Source organism: Pseudoalteromonas sp. TAB23 (assembly GCF_000498075.1).
Taxonomy (GTDB): Bacteria; Pseudomonadota; Gammaproteobacteria; order Enterobacterales; family Alteromonadaceae; genus Pseudoalteromonas; species Pseudoalteromonas arctica.
The window spans coordinates 80,655-96,806 of the sequence record NZ_AUTP01000324.1 but is presented as its reverse complement, the minus strand read 5'-3'; the positions used below and the strand labels follow the sequence as shown (position 1 = coordinate 96,806).

Sequence of the window (16,152 nt, the reverse complement as noted above, 5' to 3'; positions counted from 1 at the left end):
AACGCTCTCATTATGACCAAATTAGGCTTACGCGATTCTGTTTTAACACTGACCCTGATCCCAACGGTGATCATAGGATTACTACTTGGTGGCTATTTTACAATAAATCGTTACATTGAGCTTGATGAAATTTTATATCAGCAAGGCACTACTATTTCTGAGCCCCTTGCTATTGCGCTTGAGCAACCCATGCTCGAAAAAAACAAACAGCTATTGAATCGCCTTATAAGCTACACACATAACAAGCACTCCCCTACAATTAAGTCGATTGCAATTTTTGATAAAAATAATGCGCTATTAATGACCAGTAATTATCACCGCTCATTTGAAAAGTTAATTAGTCAAAAAACGCTCATAAATTTAAGAACCACCCATGTGCAAAAGTCAGATGAGCTTGTTACATTTTTCACACCCATTATTAACCATACTAGTCACGATTCTAAATGGGACCCATCGGCTTTTCAGTCATCTCTGGGCACCGTTATCATACAGCTAAACAAAGACCAAGCTGTTATAGGGCAACAACGTGCTTTATTAATTAGCGGTATTGTAATTATTTTATCATTGGTGTTTGCAGCTATTTTAGCTTTAAGGTTAAGCCGCATGTTTATGACGCCGCTTAATAAGTTAGTACTTGCAACCGACAAGTTAGTTGAAGGTAAAAGAAGTACTGGCCTTAACGACAACATGATTGGTGAGTTTGAGTTACTTCGAGAAGGCTTAAACACCATTGCTCACACTATGGTGATGCAAAAAGATGAAATGCAAAAAAATATTGATCAAGCAACAAGCGACTACCGCGAAACACTAGAGCAATACGAAACGTCAAATATAGAGCTCTCGTTTGCAAAAAAAGAAGCGCAAGATGCTAACCGTGTAAAATCAGACTTTTTAGCTAAAATGAGTCACGAGCTTCGTACTCCGTTAAACGGTGTTATTGGATTTACACGCCAGCTTTATAAAACACCACTAAACAAGCATCAAAAAGATTATCTCGATACTATTATGCTATCAGCAAATAGTTTAATGACTATTATTAGCGACATTCTAGACTTCTCCAAACTAGAAGCCGGTGCAATGGAGCTTGAGTCGATTCAGTTTCAACTTCGTGATGCTGTAAATGAAGTAATGACACTACTCGCTCCTAGCGCACACGATAAGCAATTAGAGCTATCCATTTACATTAACCAACAAGTACCGGATGACTTAACAGGCGATCCCACTCGCTTTAAACAAGTATTAATAAACCTATTAAGTAATGCGATTAAATTTACCGAAAAAGGCTCTATTAAGGTCGACATAAGCCATCGGTTACTCGACGACGAACGCACTTCTTTACTTGTCTCAGTAACTGATACTGGCGTGGGTATACCTATGGATAAGCAAGACTCTTTATTCACTCCATTTGGACAAGCAGACTCAAGCATTACACGTAAGTTTGGTGGTACAGGCCTTGGTCTTATTATTACCAAGCATATTGTTGAAGCAATGAGTGGCCGTATAACGTTAAATTCTGCGCCTGGTAACGGTACCTGTTTTACATTCAATAGTGTGTTTAGTTTGCCCAATCATGTATTTACTAACGACTTACCGACTAAATCGCTCATTGGTAAGCGTATTTTGTATTTAGAGCCACACGAGCATACACATCACGCTGTACTTTCGTTATTGACTCAGTGGGAATCAAGCGTAACGGCATGTTTTAACGAGACTAGCTTTTTAGACGCTATAAAAAATACTGAACATAAATATGATGTTTGCTTAATTGGCCATATGGCATCAGTTGATGATATGCAGCAACTAAAAAGCTATGTAAAAGCCGTGCGTGAATCTACTGATTACTTATATTTAATGCTTAATACTGTATCGCACAATATGCGAGAAGCCTTTATAGGTAGCGGTGCTGATGCGTGTTTAAGTAAACCACTTAATCACCGTAAGTTATGTGAAGTACTTGCTGCACCTTATAGGCTTGNCTGCCGTTAAAAGTATTGGTTGTTGATGATAACGATGCCAACTTAAAACTTCTCCATACTTTATTAAGTGAGCAGATTGAAGTAATAGAAACGGCACATAATGGTTCACAAGCATACAGCTTAAGTAAAAGTCATAAATACGACATAATTTTTATGGATATTCAGATGCCAATTATGGACGGTATAACCGCATGCAAGCTTATACAAGAATCATCACTTAATGAAGATACACCCATTATCGCTGTAACGGCACACGCCCTTCAAAGCGAAAAAGAGCAACTACTAAAAGATGGCTTTAAAGGCTATTTAACTAAGCCTATTGATGAAGATATGCTTAAACAAATTATTAGCGACCATAGTCCACAGACCCCAGTTAATCGCGATAAAGCTAAAACAGATACACCACAAAGTCCTGCACCATTTCAAAGTAGTCGAATTGATTGGGCACAAGCCCTGCAGCGTGCTGGAGGAAAGAGCGAGTTAGCGCTAGAGATGCTTAATATGCTACTTCTAAGCGTCCCTGAAACTCTTACATTGCTTGCTAAAGCGATAGAGAGTAATGATTGTCAGCAAGTCCTAAGTATTGTCCACAAGTTTCATGGCGCATGTTGTTACACTGGTGTACCAAAACTTAAATCACTCGCAGAAACAATTGAAACATCACTTAAAAATAAATGCTTGTTAGAGAATATTGAACCTGAATTATTTGAGTTACAGGACGAGCTTGAAAACTTACTTGCTGATGCAAGCGTAACTGAGCTACAAAGATAAGCTTTGAATTTTAGATACAAAAAAACGCGGTATTTACCGCGTTTTTTTTATTAAGCTTTTTAAATGCTTATGTAGATTCGTATTACATTCTTGCTTCAATCATTAATCGTTTCATATCGCGTACGGCTTTATCGAGTCCATCTATCGCTGCACGAGCAATAATAGCGTGGCCAATATTTAGCTCATAAATCTCAGGCATCGCGGCAATGGGTTTAACGTTATGGTAATGAAGACCATGGCCAGCGTTAACAATCAAACCTAAGCTTGCTGCGTATTTAACACCTTCACGAATATGCTCTAACTCTTTGTGTAAATCAGTATCATTTGTTGCATCAGCATATGCGCCTGTGTGTATTTCTACATAAGGAGCACCACATTCTTTGGCTGCATCTAACTGTGCTTTATCTGCATCAATAAATAGCGATACTTTAATACCCGCGTCGGTAAGCGTTTTTGTTGCGGCTTTAATTTTATCTATATTACCCGCTACATCTAAGCCGCCCTCGGTGGTTAACTCTTCGCGCTTTTCAGGTACTAAACACACGTACTCGGGTTTTACTTCAAGCGCTATCTGTATCATTTCATCGGTAACAGCGGTTTCAAGATTCATACGCGTTTGGATGGTTTTAGCCATCACATAAACGTCGCGATCTTGAATATGGCGTCTGTCTTCACGTAAGTGAATCGTAATACCGTCTGCGCCTGCATGCTCTGCTACACTGGCTGCATGGGCTGGATCTGGGTAACTTGTTCCACGCGCTTGACGAAGTGTTGCAATATGATCTACGTTTACACCCAAAAGAATATCTTTCATTTTCTTACCTGTAAAATTACGTTTATTGAGAGGCCATAAATAGCTCACGGCTTTTTAATGGTTTACTACCTAATAAGGGTTTTAATAAATAGCGACTTAATTGCTTTGCCATATATAGCACATCACTTTGGCTAAAGTCATGATTTGCTATGGCGTTGAGTTGTTTGCCACTAAATCCAGAACGCGTATCCTCTTGTACTAAAAAACCAAGTTCGGGGAAATAACTATACGTCTGCTTTTCATCTATTGGTTCACCACTGGCATCAAAACTAAAATCCACGCCATAACCGAGTAATTCCAATAATTGAAATTCGTACGAGCGAAGCACTTCTTGTAAATTGGCTCCGCTGTTTAGGTTTCCTAGGTGCGATTTATATAGCTCAAATACTTGTTCAATTGGCTCATTAACAGGAACGATGCGATTAGTTAGCTCATTCAAATAAAAACCACAATAAAGCTCATCACCTTTTAAAAAGTGCGGGTTACCATGCAGTTCAAACTTATTGATATATTTTAAATCGTACTTGCCACTGTAATTAACAAGGAGTGCCTGGAACGGCTGAAGTTGTGCTTTATGTTTAGTGGCCTGGCGACCACTAATTCGGGCCAGCATTCTTAACTGGCCAACGCCTTCTACAAGCATATCTAACATTACTTGGGAGTCACTATAAGGACGCCGATGTAATAAATACGCGGTGTAGAAGTCGCTATCCATTCACTAAGCTACTGCTTGGTTTAGTCTTCACTGTAACCTAAGCTTCTTAGTGCACGTTCATCATCAGCCCAACCCGACTTAACTTTAACCCAAAGCTCTAAAAATACTTTGTTATCAAGCATTTCTTCTATGTCTTTACGAGCTTCACGGCCAATGGTTTTTAGCTTTTCGCCTTTATTACCAATAACCATGCGTTTTTGTGTTTCGCGCTCAACAAGAATTAACCCATTGATGTGCCAAATACCGTTGTCTTGCCATTTAAACTGCTCAATTTCAACAGTCACAGAATACGGTAGTTCTTCACCCATAAAACGCATTAGCTTTTCACGGATAACTTCAGCTGCCATAAAGCGCATCGAACGGTCAGTTACATAATCTTCAGGAAAGTAAAATTCGCAAGGAGGTAAGCGTTTAGTTACTTCTGCTTTGATTAAATCAACGTTTTTACCTTGCGTTGCTGATACTGGCATAATTCCAACAAAATCAAACTTGTCACTTAACCACTTCATATGAGGCAATACAAGATCACGGTCTTTAACTTGGTCAATTTTATTAATAACCAATAATACAGGCTTACCACTTTGCGATACTTTATTAAGTACCATATCGTCATCTGCATTCCAATGAGTGCCTTCAACGACAAAAATAATAAGCTCTACATCGCCGATAGAACTAGACGCTGCTCGATTCATTAGACGGTTAATAGCACGCTTTTCTTCAACGTGTAAACCCGGTGTATCTATGTATACCGCTTGGTGTTTATCTACGGTATGAATACCCATAATACGATGACGTGTAGTTTGTGGTTTACGTGAGGTAATACTCACTTTTTGCTCAATGATTTCATTAAGCAAAGTCGATTTACCTACGTTTGGTCGACCGACAATCGCCACCATTCCACAAAATGTATCTACATCACGTTCATGAGGCTGTATTAAGGTATCAAGGTTCATTTTTAAGTATCTTCAATGCTTTTTCAGCAGCTTTTTGTTCGGCCTTACGGCGCGAGCTACCAACAGAAATTATGCTATCCATTCCATCAACAATACATTCAACCGTGAATGTTTGATTGTGTGCTTGGCCTTGTGTATCAACCACTGTGTAGCCCGGTAACGATAATTTACGGGCTTGTAAATACTCTTGCAGCAGGGTTTTAGGATCTTTCTGGTTAAGCCCTGGTGAAATAGCATCCAAACGTGATTGGTACCACGCCAATATAAGATCGCCACAACTGTCGATACCTGAATCTAAAAATGCAGCGCCTATAATCGCTTCTACTGCATCAGCAAGCGTTGACTCGCGACGAAAACCGCCACTTTTAAGCTCGCCCGGCCCTAAGCGTAAATAATCGCCTAGACCAAATTCAAGACCAAACTCGGCAAGTGTTTGACCACGCACAAGTGTTGAACGCATGCGGCTTAAATCGCCTTCACGCGCTTTAGGAAATTTGGCATAAAGTGCATTGGCAATCACAAAGCTTAAAATCGAGTCGCCTAAAAATTCTAGTCGCTCATTATGTTGGCCTTTGTGGCTGCGGTGCGTCATTGCTTGTTCAAGTAAACCTTGATCAGCGAATTCATAGCCAATTTTTTTATATAATTCTGTTACATTTTTTTTCATCGTTACTGAATATTACCTAGGCGTTCAAAGCGAACACCAGTTGGAACCCATCCTGGTAAAATATCATCAGGGCCATTCTCAAATTCAAAACTCATCCATATAAAGACAGCTTTACCCACCAAGTTTTCTTTTGGTACAAAGCCCCAAAAGCGACCATCTTGGCTGTTGTCGCGGTTATCACCCATCATAAAATAATGATCAGCAGGAACAGTCCATTCATCAGAAGGCGTGCCCGGTTGCTGATAGTAACGCCCTTTTCTTTCAGGCGCTTGTGGGTTGATTAATATATCATGCGTAACTGTTGTTAAATTTTCATTCACACGAGCTAGAAGCATTGGGCCTTGTTTAAATTCGTTATCATTAATTAGTTTAAAATCAATTTTATTGAATTCATTACATAAAAGCTCACCCTGTTGGGTTTCGCCTTCTTTACAGTTTGGCTGAATATATAAACGTTTATCACGATAAACAATTTTATCGCCAGGTAAACCAATCGTACGTTTAATATAGTCAACACTTTCATCTAAAGGGTATTTAAAAACAACAATATCACCACGTTTAGGCTCACCGACATCAACCAACTGAGTGCGCCAAACTGGGTCTTTTATTCCATATGAATACTTTTGTACTAAAATAAAGTCACCCACTAACAGTGTAGGCATCATTGAACCAGATGGAATTTGAAACGGTTCAAAAATAAATGATCTAAAAATAGTAATTGCTGCAATCATCGGGAAAATCGACTTTGCTGTTTCTGTTAGTACTGGTTCTGGTGCAATTAATGCCGCAGTTTCTTCATCTAACGGAGCTCCAGCAGACGTTTGCGCTATCGATAAGCGTTCCTGTCTTTTAGGTGCATACATTAAGTGATCTATTAACCATATTAAGCCTGAGCCTAAGGTTAATAGCACCAATAAAACTGAAAAATAACCAGCCATTTATAATCCTTTGTTTTTATTTACCAACTTTTAAAATAGCTAAAAACGCTTCTTGAGGCACTTCAACATTACCTACTTGCTTCATACGTTTTTTACCATCTTTTTGCTTTTTAAGTAGCTTTTTCTTACGACTCACATCGCCACCGTAACACTTAGCAATTACGTTTTTACGTAACTGTTTTACCGTAGTACGTGCAATAACGTGTTGTCCAATCGCTGCTTGAATCGCAATATCAAACATTTGACGAGGAATAAGCTCTTTTAATGCATCAGCTAATTGACGACCACGAGACTGAGCACCATCGCGGTGAACAATAATCGCAAGTGCGTCAACACGCTCACTATTGATTAAAATATCAACACGCACCATATCTGATGTTTGAAAGTGTTTAAAGTTATAATCAAGCGATGCAAAACCACGGCTTGTTGATTTTAATTTATCAAAAAAGTCCATTACCACTTCAGCCATAGGTAGCTCATACGTAACAGCTACTTGCTTTCCGTGATAGGTCATTTTTGTTTGGCTACCGCGTTTTTCAATACACAAAGTAATAACATTACCTAAGTATTCTTGTGGTACCAAAATATTAGCTTCAACAATCGGCTCACGAATTTCTAAAATATCGTTTACTGCAGGTAAATCAGACGGGTTATCAATCTGGAATGTACCTTCTTTAGTAACTATCTCATAGATTACCGTAGGTGCCGTTGTAATTAAATCAATATCGTATTCACGCTCTAAACGCTCTTGAATGATTTCCATGTGTAGCATACCTAAAAAGCCACAGCGGAAACCAAAACCTAATGCAGTTGAATTCTCTGGTTCAAAGAATAACGACGCATCGTTTAAGCTTAATTTATTAAGCGCATCACGGAATGATTCATACTCATCAGATGCAATTGGGAACATACCTGCATAAACCTGAGGCTTAATTTTTTGAAAACCAGGTAAACGAAGTGGAGCCGCATTTTTTTGATGAGTTATAGTATCGCCTACTGGCGCACCATGTATCTCTTTGATGCCAGCAATAACAAACCCTACTTCACCTGTTCTTAAAATACCGGTGTTAGTTTGCTTAGGTGTAAACACACCCACTTGGTCGGCAGTATGTATATGCTCATTCGACATTATTTTTATTTTGTCGCCAGTGCGTAATTCACCGTGCTTAATACGCACTAATGATACAACGCCTTGGTATGGGTCAAACCAAGAATCGATAATAAGTGCTTGTAGAGGTCCATCTGTATCGCCTACTGGCGGCGGAACATCTCTAACAATCATTTCAAGAACTTCGGCAATACCTACACCCGTTTTAGCGCTACATTGCACTGCATCAAGGGCATCAATACCAATAATTTCTTCAATTTCTTCTGCAACGCGCAAAGGATCCGCTTGCGGTAAATCGATTTTATTAAGTACTGGAATTACTTCTAATTCCATTTCAATAGCGGTGTAACAGTTAGCTAATGTTTGTGCTTCAACGCCTTGGCCTGCATCAACAACGAGTAGTGCACCTTCACATGCAGCTAAAGAACGCGATACTTCATACGTAAAATCAACGTGTCCTGGAGTATCAATGAAATTAAGTTGATAAGTTTCGCCATCGTTCGCTTTGTAATTCAACGTTACACTTTGCGCTTTAATGGTAATACCACGTTCGCGCTCAATATCCATTGAATCCAAAACTTGTTTTTGCATTTCACGGTCGGTTAAACCGCCACAAACTTGGATCAAACGATCTGAAAGGGTCGATTTACCATGGTCAATATGGGCGATGATCGAAAAATTACGGATATGCTTCATAAACTGGATTCTATACTTCTATTTTAATGGACTAAATATGAATACCTAAGTGACTTGAAAATACTTGCTGTAGGATGCCATAAGCTCAGTTTGTAAATTACAAACATCACGAATGCTTTTTAATATTGATTAAAACCATTTTATTTATTGAATAACAATAAGTTAAACTTATTTAATTTACATAATTCAGCTAGATAAAATAATTTAAAAAACCACTATTCCCTGTATTTCCAAGTTACTTTGGTATAAAACGGCAATTTTACATTTAATTGGCGTCAATCACCATCTATTTGAGTTAAAGGGATACTAATTGGGTGAATTTTTATAACTTTTATATCGTGCTTTAGCGATTTCACGCGAGTTTTAGCTATAAAGAAACCAGTAACACCACCTAAAGCTGCAGCTAAAATTTGCCAACCTTCGGAAGACATAAATAATTGCGCTGCAATCAGTGCAAAAACCAGACTTAAAAGCAGTGGTAGCATGTATACCGCAAATGCATGCTTAACGACGTGACTATCATCAAGTGACAAGGTTACCTTTTGTCCTACTTCAACAGAGGATTCAAATTTATAAGGGAAGGTTTTTTTTGCAGTGCCAAACAGCTTACCAAACACTTGTGAGCCGCAACGACCATTGCAGCCTTCACAAGCTTGTTTTTGTTGTGCTTCTAAATGAGCAATGTGGCCATCGAGGGCCACAACAGTGAGGGTTTGTTCAATCATAACAATCCTTACGAATCGTTTATAATGCGCGGGTAACTGACTCAGCAATCGCTTTTGCGGTCATACTCGGTACATTACCAACAACCGATACATCAAAATTACCGCCATTATGCACATATACTGTCGTTGCACCAGAGGTTAGTGCACCACTTAAACGCTTACCCGGCAATGGACGCTGAATAAATACCGAAATTTCAACAAAACCATCAGAGAACAAGTAATAGTCTGTTAATTCGTTATTTAAATCGAGCTTATGTCTGTCTGATTTTAGTAATTCAAAGCCATCCGGTAACCAACTAATTTGCCAGTTAGTAGCTGTACTGTCTTCGTTTATAAGTGCATCGTTTGGTAAAGGCGTTGGAAAGTTTCGATTGAGCACTTCAAGTAACATACCTGCTGGCTGCTCTGTCACACTAATGTGAGTAAGCTGTAACTGCTCTAAGGCCTCACCTTCATGGTTAACGTACGCGGCTTTTAGTAACAACGACGATTCCATATCCAGCCAAATCCAATAATTATATTTATACTCGTCTTTAGATTCTATGCGAACTAGTTGAGCAGCACGCCCTGCAATACGACCTTTCCCGCCTAGTACAAAATCATAGTGCGCGCTTAAGCGATCTATATCTTTAAAAAGTACTTCAGGGATTGGACCCGCTATTGAATCTGTTTTTAGGGAGTATGGTTCTGACTGAGGTTCAAAATAAGTAACTTGGTTGTCAATACGGACCATTTCAAGCCCAGCACCGTTAAGTAAACTTAAATGCTCAAGTTCTGTGTCACCTTGTAAAGCATGCACCCATCGGTAGGGCTCCATTGTTTTACCTTTGACAACCACAAACGAAGCGTCAAAATTACGGGTGTGAACGGCATTAGCCATTTTTAGTAATAAATCTTTGGCAGGATTTGTGTCGTTGGCAAATGCATTAAAGCTTACTACCAACGACAGAACAAAAGTGATTACTTTCATTTAATTAGTTTTTTTCCTCAGACGCTTTGGTATTAGTTTGCGCTGTTTCTAAAGAATTCGCAACTCGTGCTTGGCGTTGATGCTCAAGAACTAATGCGCCAATACGTTGTTGCTGTAATTCACGTAAACCTTGCTCTGCATTTTCAAGCGCAGGCTCAGATGAGTAACTTACTGGCGATGCCATACCTGTCAGCGGTGTGGTTTGTAGTAATGGAATTTCGCTTTGTTGCTCGTTGTTACTTTGAGGAAGCGTATTAACTCCCACAATAGCAAACATTGCCACACTGGCTGCAATTGCTAGTTGAGCAACTGGCTTGCGCCAATTAAAAGCCACTACTTTATTATCTTGTACCGTCTCAGTGATTGCTTGAGGCTGTGTTTTTGACTGACTAAAGTCAGCATAAACAGGCTCGCTTTCAAGTGCTAATGCAACGCGATCGCTAATATCAATATGTATGTCGTTATTATTTTTTTGAGCACGCATCGCATCACCAATTAACGCATAACGGCCAAACGTAGTTACATCTTGCTCTGCAATTTTTGCATCAGTCAGATGTTGCTCGCCATCAAGTAATGCCGATAACGCTTCGTTATCTAACTTGTTAAGGTGTGCTTTTGTCATACTAAGACTCGCCTATTAATGGGTTTAATTTGTTATCTATTGCTTCACGGGCACGAAATATACGCGAACGCACAGTCCCGACCGGGCAATCCATTACCACTGCTATTTCTTCATAGCTCATCCCTTCGATTTCTCTAAGGGTGATTGCGGTTTTAAGATCTTCAGGCAAACTATCAATCGTATTAAAAATAACAGCGCGTACTTCTTCGCTTAAAAGTAGGTTTTCAGGAGATGCATTAGATCGCATTGAATCTGCACAATCATAAAACTCGGCATCTTCAGCGTCTATATCATTTGCTGGCGGCTTACGCCCCTGGGCTACTAAGTAATTTTTAGCACAATTAACGGCAATACGGTATAACCACGTGTAAAAGGCGCTGTCACCTCTAAAGTTTGGAAGTGCACGGTAAGCTTTAATAAAAGCCTCTTGTGCTACATCAGCAATATCGCCTTGGTTTGATACATAACGTGAGATCAAACCTGCAATTTTGTTTTGATACTTCTTTACTAATAGGTTGAAGGCGTTTTTATCTCCTTGCTGGACCCTTTTTACTAGCACTAAATCTAATTCCTGCTCGCTCATTCGAGCCGGTACTCCTATGTCTGATTTTTGCTTGTTATTCATATTGTCGTCATTGTTCACAAATACTCTGACCTCTTTATGAATAAAAAGTTCTGCTTAATATTATTTTTTTATAAAATAGATGATAAATAACGGCGCTAAGCCTTTAAAATCACTACGTAGTAGTATGACAAATATGGTACAACTACAGATATTAAAAACAAATATTGCTCTATACGAGCATTGTAACCGCAAAGTACCTCTGACATGAACCAAAATAAACATCACATTGCAGATGTCGCTATTATAGGTAGCGGCGCAGCAGGCTTATCACTTGCATTATCTCTAGCTAATTATTGTAACGTTACCGTGATCAGTAAAGGAGCGCTTACAGAAGGTTCTACTTTATATGCTCAAGGTGGTATAGCAGCTGTATTTGATAAACAAAACGACAGCATAGAATCTCATGTTGAAGATACACTCGATGCGGGCGGCGGTTTATGCGACAGAGACGCTGTTCATTATACTGCCAGCAATGCTCACGATTGCCTACAGTGGTTAATCGACCAAGGTGTTCCCTTTGATATGGAGTTTGATAGCAAAGGAAAAGAGCGTTTTCATTTAACACGTGAAGGCGGTCACAGCCATCGTCGTATTTTGCATGCAGCCGATGCTACTGGCAAAGCTGTGCAAACCACGCTTATTAGCCAAGTTAAAATTCATAAGAATATAACGCTCTTAGAGCAATACAATGCTATTGATTTAATTACAGATAAAAGCGCCGGAAAAACAGGCTCACACATTGAAGGTATGTATGTGTGGAACAAAAAAGCTAAAAAGGTAGAAACCATTTCAGCTAAATTTGTTGCTCTTGCCACTGGTGGCGCAAGCAAAGTGTATTTGTATACATCTAATCCAGATGTATCAAGTGGTGATGGCATTGCAATGGCATGGCGCGCAGGCTGTAAAGTTGCCAATATGGAATTTAATCAATTTCATCCAACGAGCCTTTATCATCCAGAGCTACAAAACTTTTTAATTACAGAAGCTATGCGCGGTGAAGGGGCTTATTTAAAACGACCTGATGGCACTCGTTTTATGAAAGATTTTGACAGTCGTGAAGAACTTGCTCCACGCGATATAGTGGCACGCGCAATCGATTTTGAAATGAAGCGTTTAGGTGCTAATTGTGTTTATTTAGATATTAGCCACAAAGATAAAGACTTTATTATTGAGCACTTTCCTACTATTTACGCAAAATGCCTAAGTGTAGGGCTTGATATAACAAAAGAAGCAATCCCAGTTGTACCTGCTGCGCATTACACTTGTGGTGGCGTAATGACCGACTTTAACGGTAAAACAGATCTCGATAACTTGTATGCTGTTGGCGAAGTCGCTTACACAGGCCTACATGGTGCAAACCGTATGGCAAGTAATTCATTATTGGAATGTATTGTATTTGCCCACGCTGCAGCTAAAGATATTTTAAGTAAAATTGAACATGCACCAGAGCCAATGGCTCTACCTCATTGGGATGAAAGCCGTGTTAGTAACTCTGATGAAGAAATTGTTATTACCCATAACTGGCATGAACTACGTTTATTTATGTGGGATTATGTAGGTATTGTACGCTCTACTAAACGCTTAGAACGTGCACTGCATAGGGTTGAGTTGCTGCAGCAAGAAATACACGATTATTATGCAAACTTTAGAGTAAGTAATAACTTGCTTGAGCTTCGTAACTTAGTACAAGTGTCAGAACTCATTATTAGAAGTGCAATGGAACGAAAAGAAAGCAGAGGCCTGCATTATACTATTGATTACCCTGAACAAAATGAAAATCCAACACCGACTATTTTGACTCCAAAACGCAATTAATCGCGCTTAAAGTAGCACGTTTTAGACGCGCATAGCTTTGTTCATTAACACCATTGGCTGAAATTATAAGCCAATGGTTGTTACTAAAACCTTTAATATGTAGCCATATATTATTGCCATAAAAACGGCTTTTTTTACTAATTTCACCCTGAATTTTCAAACCCTCACCCTCAAACCTAAATAGCTTGGGTTCTAGTATTATAACGCCGTGATTTGGATGAATTGCCAACACTTTTTGCCACACTAAAAAGCCAGCTAATATATTAATTATCAAACAAAAAAGCATAGCTAGTAGCGAATCTAAAAATAAACATAATATTAAAATGAGCATGCAAAAAAAGACCACAATAGGTTTGTGGTCAGCGTTATTATTAGTAACTGTAAACCTATACACGAACTCGGTCTAAGATCAGCGAAACCATACCGTTTAACTGCTCATCTTTACATTCTTGATGACCCATAAACCATGCAAATAAGTCAGGGTCTTCTTCTGTTAGCAAACGCTGAAAAATAGCCTGTTGCTCTGCGCTTAAAGAGTCGTATGCTTCTTCAACAAACGGCATAAACAAAACATCAAGCTCTAACATGCCACGACGGCAAGCCCAACGAATACGTGCTTTACTATGAATTTCAACCATTTTAAACCTCATACTTAATTGACTCGAGTTTAACAAACACAAGCCTATTTAGCAGCTATTAATCTCTCATTAAAGAATAAACCCGCACCAATAAGCGCTTGTCTGTACCATACGTAACAACTGCGTTATTATGTCACTTCATTTATATTGCAAAGAAGGTTTTTATGTCGAGCGTTTATGCATGTCCGTTATCTCATCAACTTATTAGCCTCTGCGGTGCTGATAAATTATCTTATTTACACGGGCAAATCACTCAAGATCTAAATAAATTAACCAGCAGTAATTATTTGTGGGCTGGCCATTGCAGCGCTAAAGGTAAACTTTGGGGCGTATTTAAATTATTTACTTATCAAGACAGCTACTACCTTACAGGCAGCGAAAACGAAGTAGAAAAATCGTTAGCTGAGCTAAAAAAGTATGCCGTATTTGCAAAAGTTGACATTAGTGCATGTTCAAAGCGATTAATTGGTCTCATTGGTGATGATTTATCGGGTGTACTCGCACAACTTGATATTAACTTTGAAGGTGATGCGAGCGCGTGTGACTTTGAAAGCGGTAAAGCACTAAAATTAGCTGATAACCGTGTTTTATTAATGGTCGATAGCCAGTTTAGTATGCCTGATGACGTATCTACACTTGATAACGAAGCTCCTTGGCAACAAGCATCTATGCTTGCAGGTGAACCTCAGTTAAGTGCAGATGCAATTGGCGAGTATGTTCCTCAAATGGTAAACCTACATGCTATTGGCGGTATAAGCTTTAAAAAAGGGTGTTATACCGGTCAAGAAACTGTGGCTCGCATGAAGTACCTAGGTAAAAATAAGCGTGCAATGTATATAGTCTCAGGTCAAAGCGAAGGGATACTTTCAGAGCCCGATTTAGAAACCCAATTAGGCGAAAATTGGCGCCGTGCGGGTAAACTAATTGCACAAAGTTTTAATGAACAAACAAATAAATTAACAGGCCTCGTTGTGTTGCCAAACGATACTGATGTAACTCAGGTACTTCGTGCAAAACACACACCTCAGGTGGAGCTAAGCATTCTGCCTCTACCCTACTCTCTTGAAGATGAATAAATAGGAATGACTATGATCGTTGCGGCAAACAAAGTGGTAAAAATGCATTATTCGGTAATGGATAATGATGGCAATAGCATTGATAATTCGTTCGGTGGTGAGCCACTACACTTTATCATTGGCACAGGCTACTTAATTTCAGGCCTAGAAAATGCTTTGCAAGGCAAGCAACCAGGCGACACACTTAGCGTAAAAGTTGAACCTGATGAAGGTTATGGCGAACGCCACGATAACCTAATGCAAGCTGTACCTAAGTCGATGTTTGAAGGTATGGAAATTGAAGTCGGCATGCAATTTCGTGCATCAACAGATGATGGTGACCAATCAGTAATGATCATCGATATCCAAGATGAAGAAGTTATTGTAGATGGTAATAACCCACTTGCAGGCATAACACTTAACTTTGATGTAGAGATACTAGAAGTACGTGATGCAACCGAAGAAGAACTCACTCATGGTCATGTACATGGTGAAGGTGGATGTGGATGTGGTCACGACCACTAATATACTGTTAAACCAAGAAAAAAAGCGCCTAGGGCGCTTTTTTTATATCATATTGTTGCGCTTAACCGTTTCAGTTTTTGCCTTACTAGGCAGCGCGATTGATACATTCTTTTCTTTTAGAGCGGCTAGTAAACCTTTTTGATCGTTTGTGCCAACTCGATACAAAGTGCCATCTTTAAGCGTTAGCTGTATTGCACTAAAGCCAGATACTGTATACACCCAACCATCGTGAGTAATTCGCATACCAATACCGTGTCTGTAAGAGTTTTGAACTGCCTTAGCTTCTACTACTTCGCCAAGCTCAATGCTTTGCCCTGCAACGCCTGGGCCAAACGCCCAGCTAATTTTTTTATCATCTACTTTTACTGTTAGACCATGGAACAAAAAGCCCACCAGCACTAAAATCCCAGCAAATATCATTAAAGGACCATCAGCGCCTAACAAGTTCCATGCAAGCGCTACAAAACCGCCTATCCACGCTAATACAAAAAAGATAAACACCGCATACTGTTTATGCTGATACATAATATTCTCTAAAT

Annotated in this window: 16 protein-coding genes and 1 pseudogene; 4 read left to right on the top strand and 13 right to left on the bottom strand. The window is 39.3% G+C overall.

Features of this window, described 5'->3' with window-relative positions; translation table 11 throughout:
• Positions 1 to 12: 12 nt before the first annotated feature.
• Positions 13 to 2,747: pseudogene (barA, locus tag L654_RS01000000126580) on the top strand (two-component sensor histidine kinase BarA).
• Between the two features lie 82 nt (positions 2,748 to 2,829).
• Here the strand turns inward: barA and pdxJ are convergent.
• The 10 genes from pdxJ to rpoE form a co-directional block, all read right to left on the bottom strand.
• Positions 2,830 to 3,561: a pyridoxine 5'-phosphate synthase gene (gene pdxJ / locus L654_RS0121560; protein WP_007581734.1), complete on the bottom strand. Its 732-nt coding sequence runs from the start codon at positions 3,559 to 3,561 to the stop codon at positions 2,830 to 2,832.
• Positions 3,562 to 3,583: 22 nt separating this feature from the next.
• On the bottom strand, positions 3,584 to 4,276 hold the full coding sequence (gene recO / locus L654_RS0121555; protein WP_007581733.1) for a DNA repair protein RecO: 693 nt from the start codon (positions 4,274 to 4,276) through the stop codon (positions 3,584 to 3,586).
• Positions 4,277 to 4,296: 20 nt separating this feature from the next.
• Positions 4,297 to 5,229: a GTPase Era gene (era, locus tag L654_RS0121550; protein WP_007581730.1), complete on the bottom strand. Its 933-nt coding sequence runs from the start codon at positions 5,227 to 5,229 to the stop codon at positions 4,297 to 4,299.
• Positions 5,219 to 5,896, bottom strand: coding sequence for a ribonuclease III (gene rnc, locus L654_RS0121545; RefSeq protein WP_007581728.1), 678 nt, complete (start codon positions 5,894 to 5,896; stop codon positions 5,219 to 5,221). Before rnc ends, era begins: the two co-directional genes overlap by 11 nt.
• A gap of 2 nt (positions 5,897 to 5,898) precedes the next feature.
• Positions 5,899 to 6,834, bottom strand: coding sequence for a signal peptidase I (lepB, locus tag L654_RS0121540; RefSeq protein WP_024609023.1), 936 nt, complete (start codon positions 6,832 to 6,834; stop codon positions 5,899 to 5,901).
• A gap of 16 nt (positions 6,835 to 6,850) precedes the next feature.
• Positions 6,851 to 8,638: a translation elongation factor 4 gene (lepA, locus tag L654_RS0121535; RefSeq protein WP_007581724.1), complete on the bottom strand. Its 1,788-nt coding sequence runs from the start codon at positions 8,636 to 8,638 to the stop codon at positions 6,851 to 6,853.
• Positions 8,639 to 8,913: 275 nt separating this feature from the next.
• Positions 8,914 to 9,363 (bottom strand): SoxR reducing system RseC family protein, encoded by a 450-nt coding sequence (locus tag L654_RS0121530; protein ID WP_024609022.1) that lies wholly within the window; start codon positions 9,361 to 9,363, stop codon positions 8,914 to 8,916.
• A gap of 19 nt (positions 9,364 to 9,382) precedes the next feature.
• Entirely contained in the window at positions 9,383 to 10,333 is a 951-nt protein-coding gene (locus L654_RS0121525; protein WP_007581719.1) for a MucB/RseB C-terminal domain-containing protein, read from the bottom strand.
• A gap of 4 nt (positions 10,334 to 10,337) precedes the next feature.
• Complete coding sequence (locus tag L654_RS0121520) at positions 10,338 to 10,955, bottom strand: RseA family anti-sigma factor (RefSeq protein ID WP_007581717.1); 618 nt, start codon at positions 10,953 to 10,955, stop codon at positions 10,338 to 10,340.
• Position 10,956: 1 nt separating this feature from the next.
• Positions 10,957 to 11,538, bottom strand: coding sequence for an RNA polymerase sigma factor RpoE (gene rpoE / locus L654_RS0121515; protein ID WP_002958721.1), 582 nt, complete (start codon positions 11,536 to 11,538; stop codon positions 10,957 to 10,959).
• Positions 11,539 to 11,784: 246 nt separating this feature from the next.
• Here rpoE and nadB point away from each other — a divergent pair, with 246 nt between their 5' ends.
• Positions 11,785 to 13,395 carry an L-aspartate oxidase gene (gene nadB / locus L654_RS0121510; RefSeq protein ID WP_007581714.1) on the top strand — a complete coding sequence of 537 codons (1,611 nt, stop codon included), beginning with the start codon at positions 11,785 to 11,787 and terminating at the stop codon, positions 13,393 to 13,395.
• On the opposite strand, the gene L654_RS1000000128415 is transcribed toward nadB, so the two are convergent.
• Both L654_RS1000000128415 and L654_RS0121500 read right to left on the bottom strand, forming a co-directional pair.
• The gene (locus L654_RS1000000128415) at positions 13,370 to 13,726 is read right to left on the bottom strand and encodes a hypothetical protein (RefSeq protein ID WP_024609021.1); all 357 of its coding nucleotides are present in this window, start codon (positions 13,724 to 13,726) and stop codon (positions 13,370 to 13,372) included. The two genes, nadB and L654_RS1000000128415, sit on opposite strands and share 26 nt — an antisense overlap.
• A gap of 55 nt (positions 13,727 to 13,781) precedes the next feature.
• Positions 13,782 to 14,033, bottom strand: coding sequence for a succinate dehydrogenase assembly factor 2 (locus L654_RS0121500; protein ID WP_007581709.1), 252 nt, complete (start codon positions 14,031 to 14,033; stop codon positions 13,782 to 13,784).
• Between the two features lie 164 nt (positions 14,034 to 14,197).
• Here L654_RS0121500 and L654_RS0121495 point away from each other — a divergent pair, with 164 nt between their 5' ends.
• Both L654_RS0121495 and L654_RS0121490 read left to right on the top strand, forming a co-directional pair.
• Positions 14,198 to 15,109, top strand: a complete 912-nt coding sequence (locus tag L654_RS0121495) for a folate-binding protein YgfZ (protein ID WP_024609020.1) — start codon at positions 14,198 to 14,200, stop codon at positions 15,107 to 15,109.
• Positions 15,110 to 15,121: 12 nt separating this feature from the next.
• Positions 15,122 to 15,613, top strand: coding sequence for a peptidylprolyl isomerase (locus tag L654_RS0121490; RefSeq protein WP_024609019.1), 492 nt, complete (start codon positions 15,122 to 15,124; stop codon positions 15,611 to 15,613).
• A 42-nt stretch (positions 15,614 to 15,655) separates the two neighbouring features.
• On the opposite strand, the gene L654_RS0121485 is transcribed toward L654_RS0121490, so the two are convergent.
• Positions 15,656 to 16,138: a hypothetical protein gene (locus L654_RS0121485; RefSeq protein ID WP_008168001.1), complete on the bottom strand. Its 483-nt coding sequence runs from the start codon at positions 16,136 to 16,138 to the stop codon at positions 15,656 to 15,658.
• Positions 16,139 to 16,152: the final 14 nt, after the last annotated feature.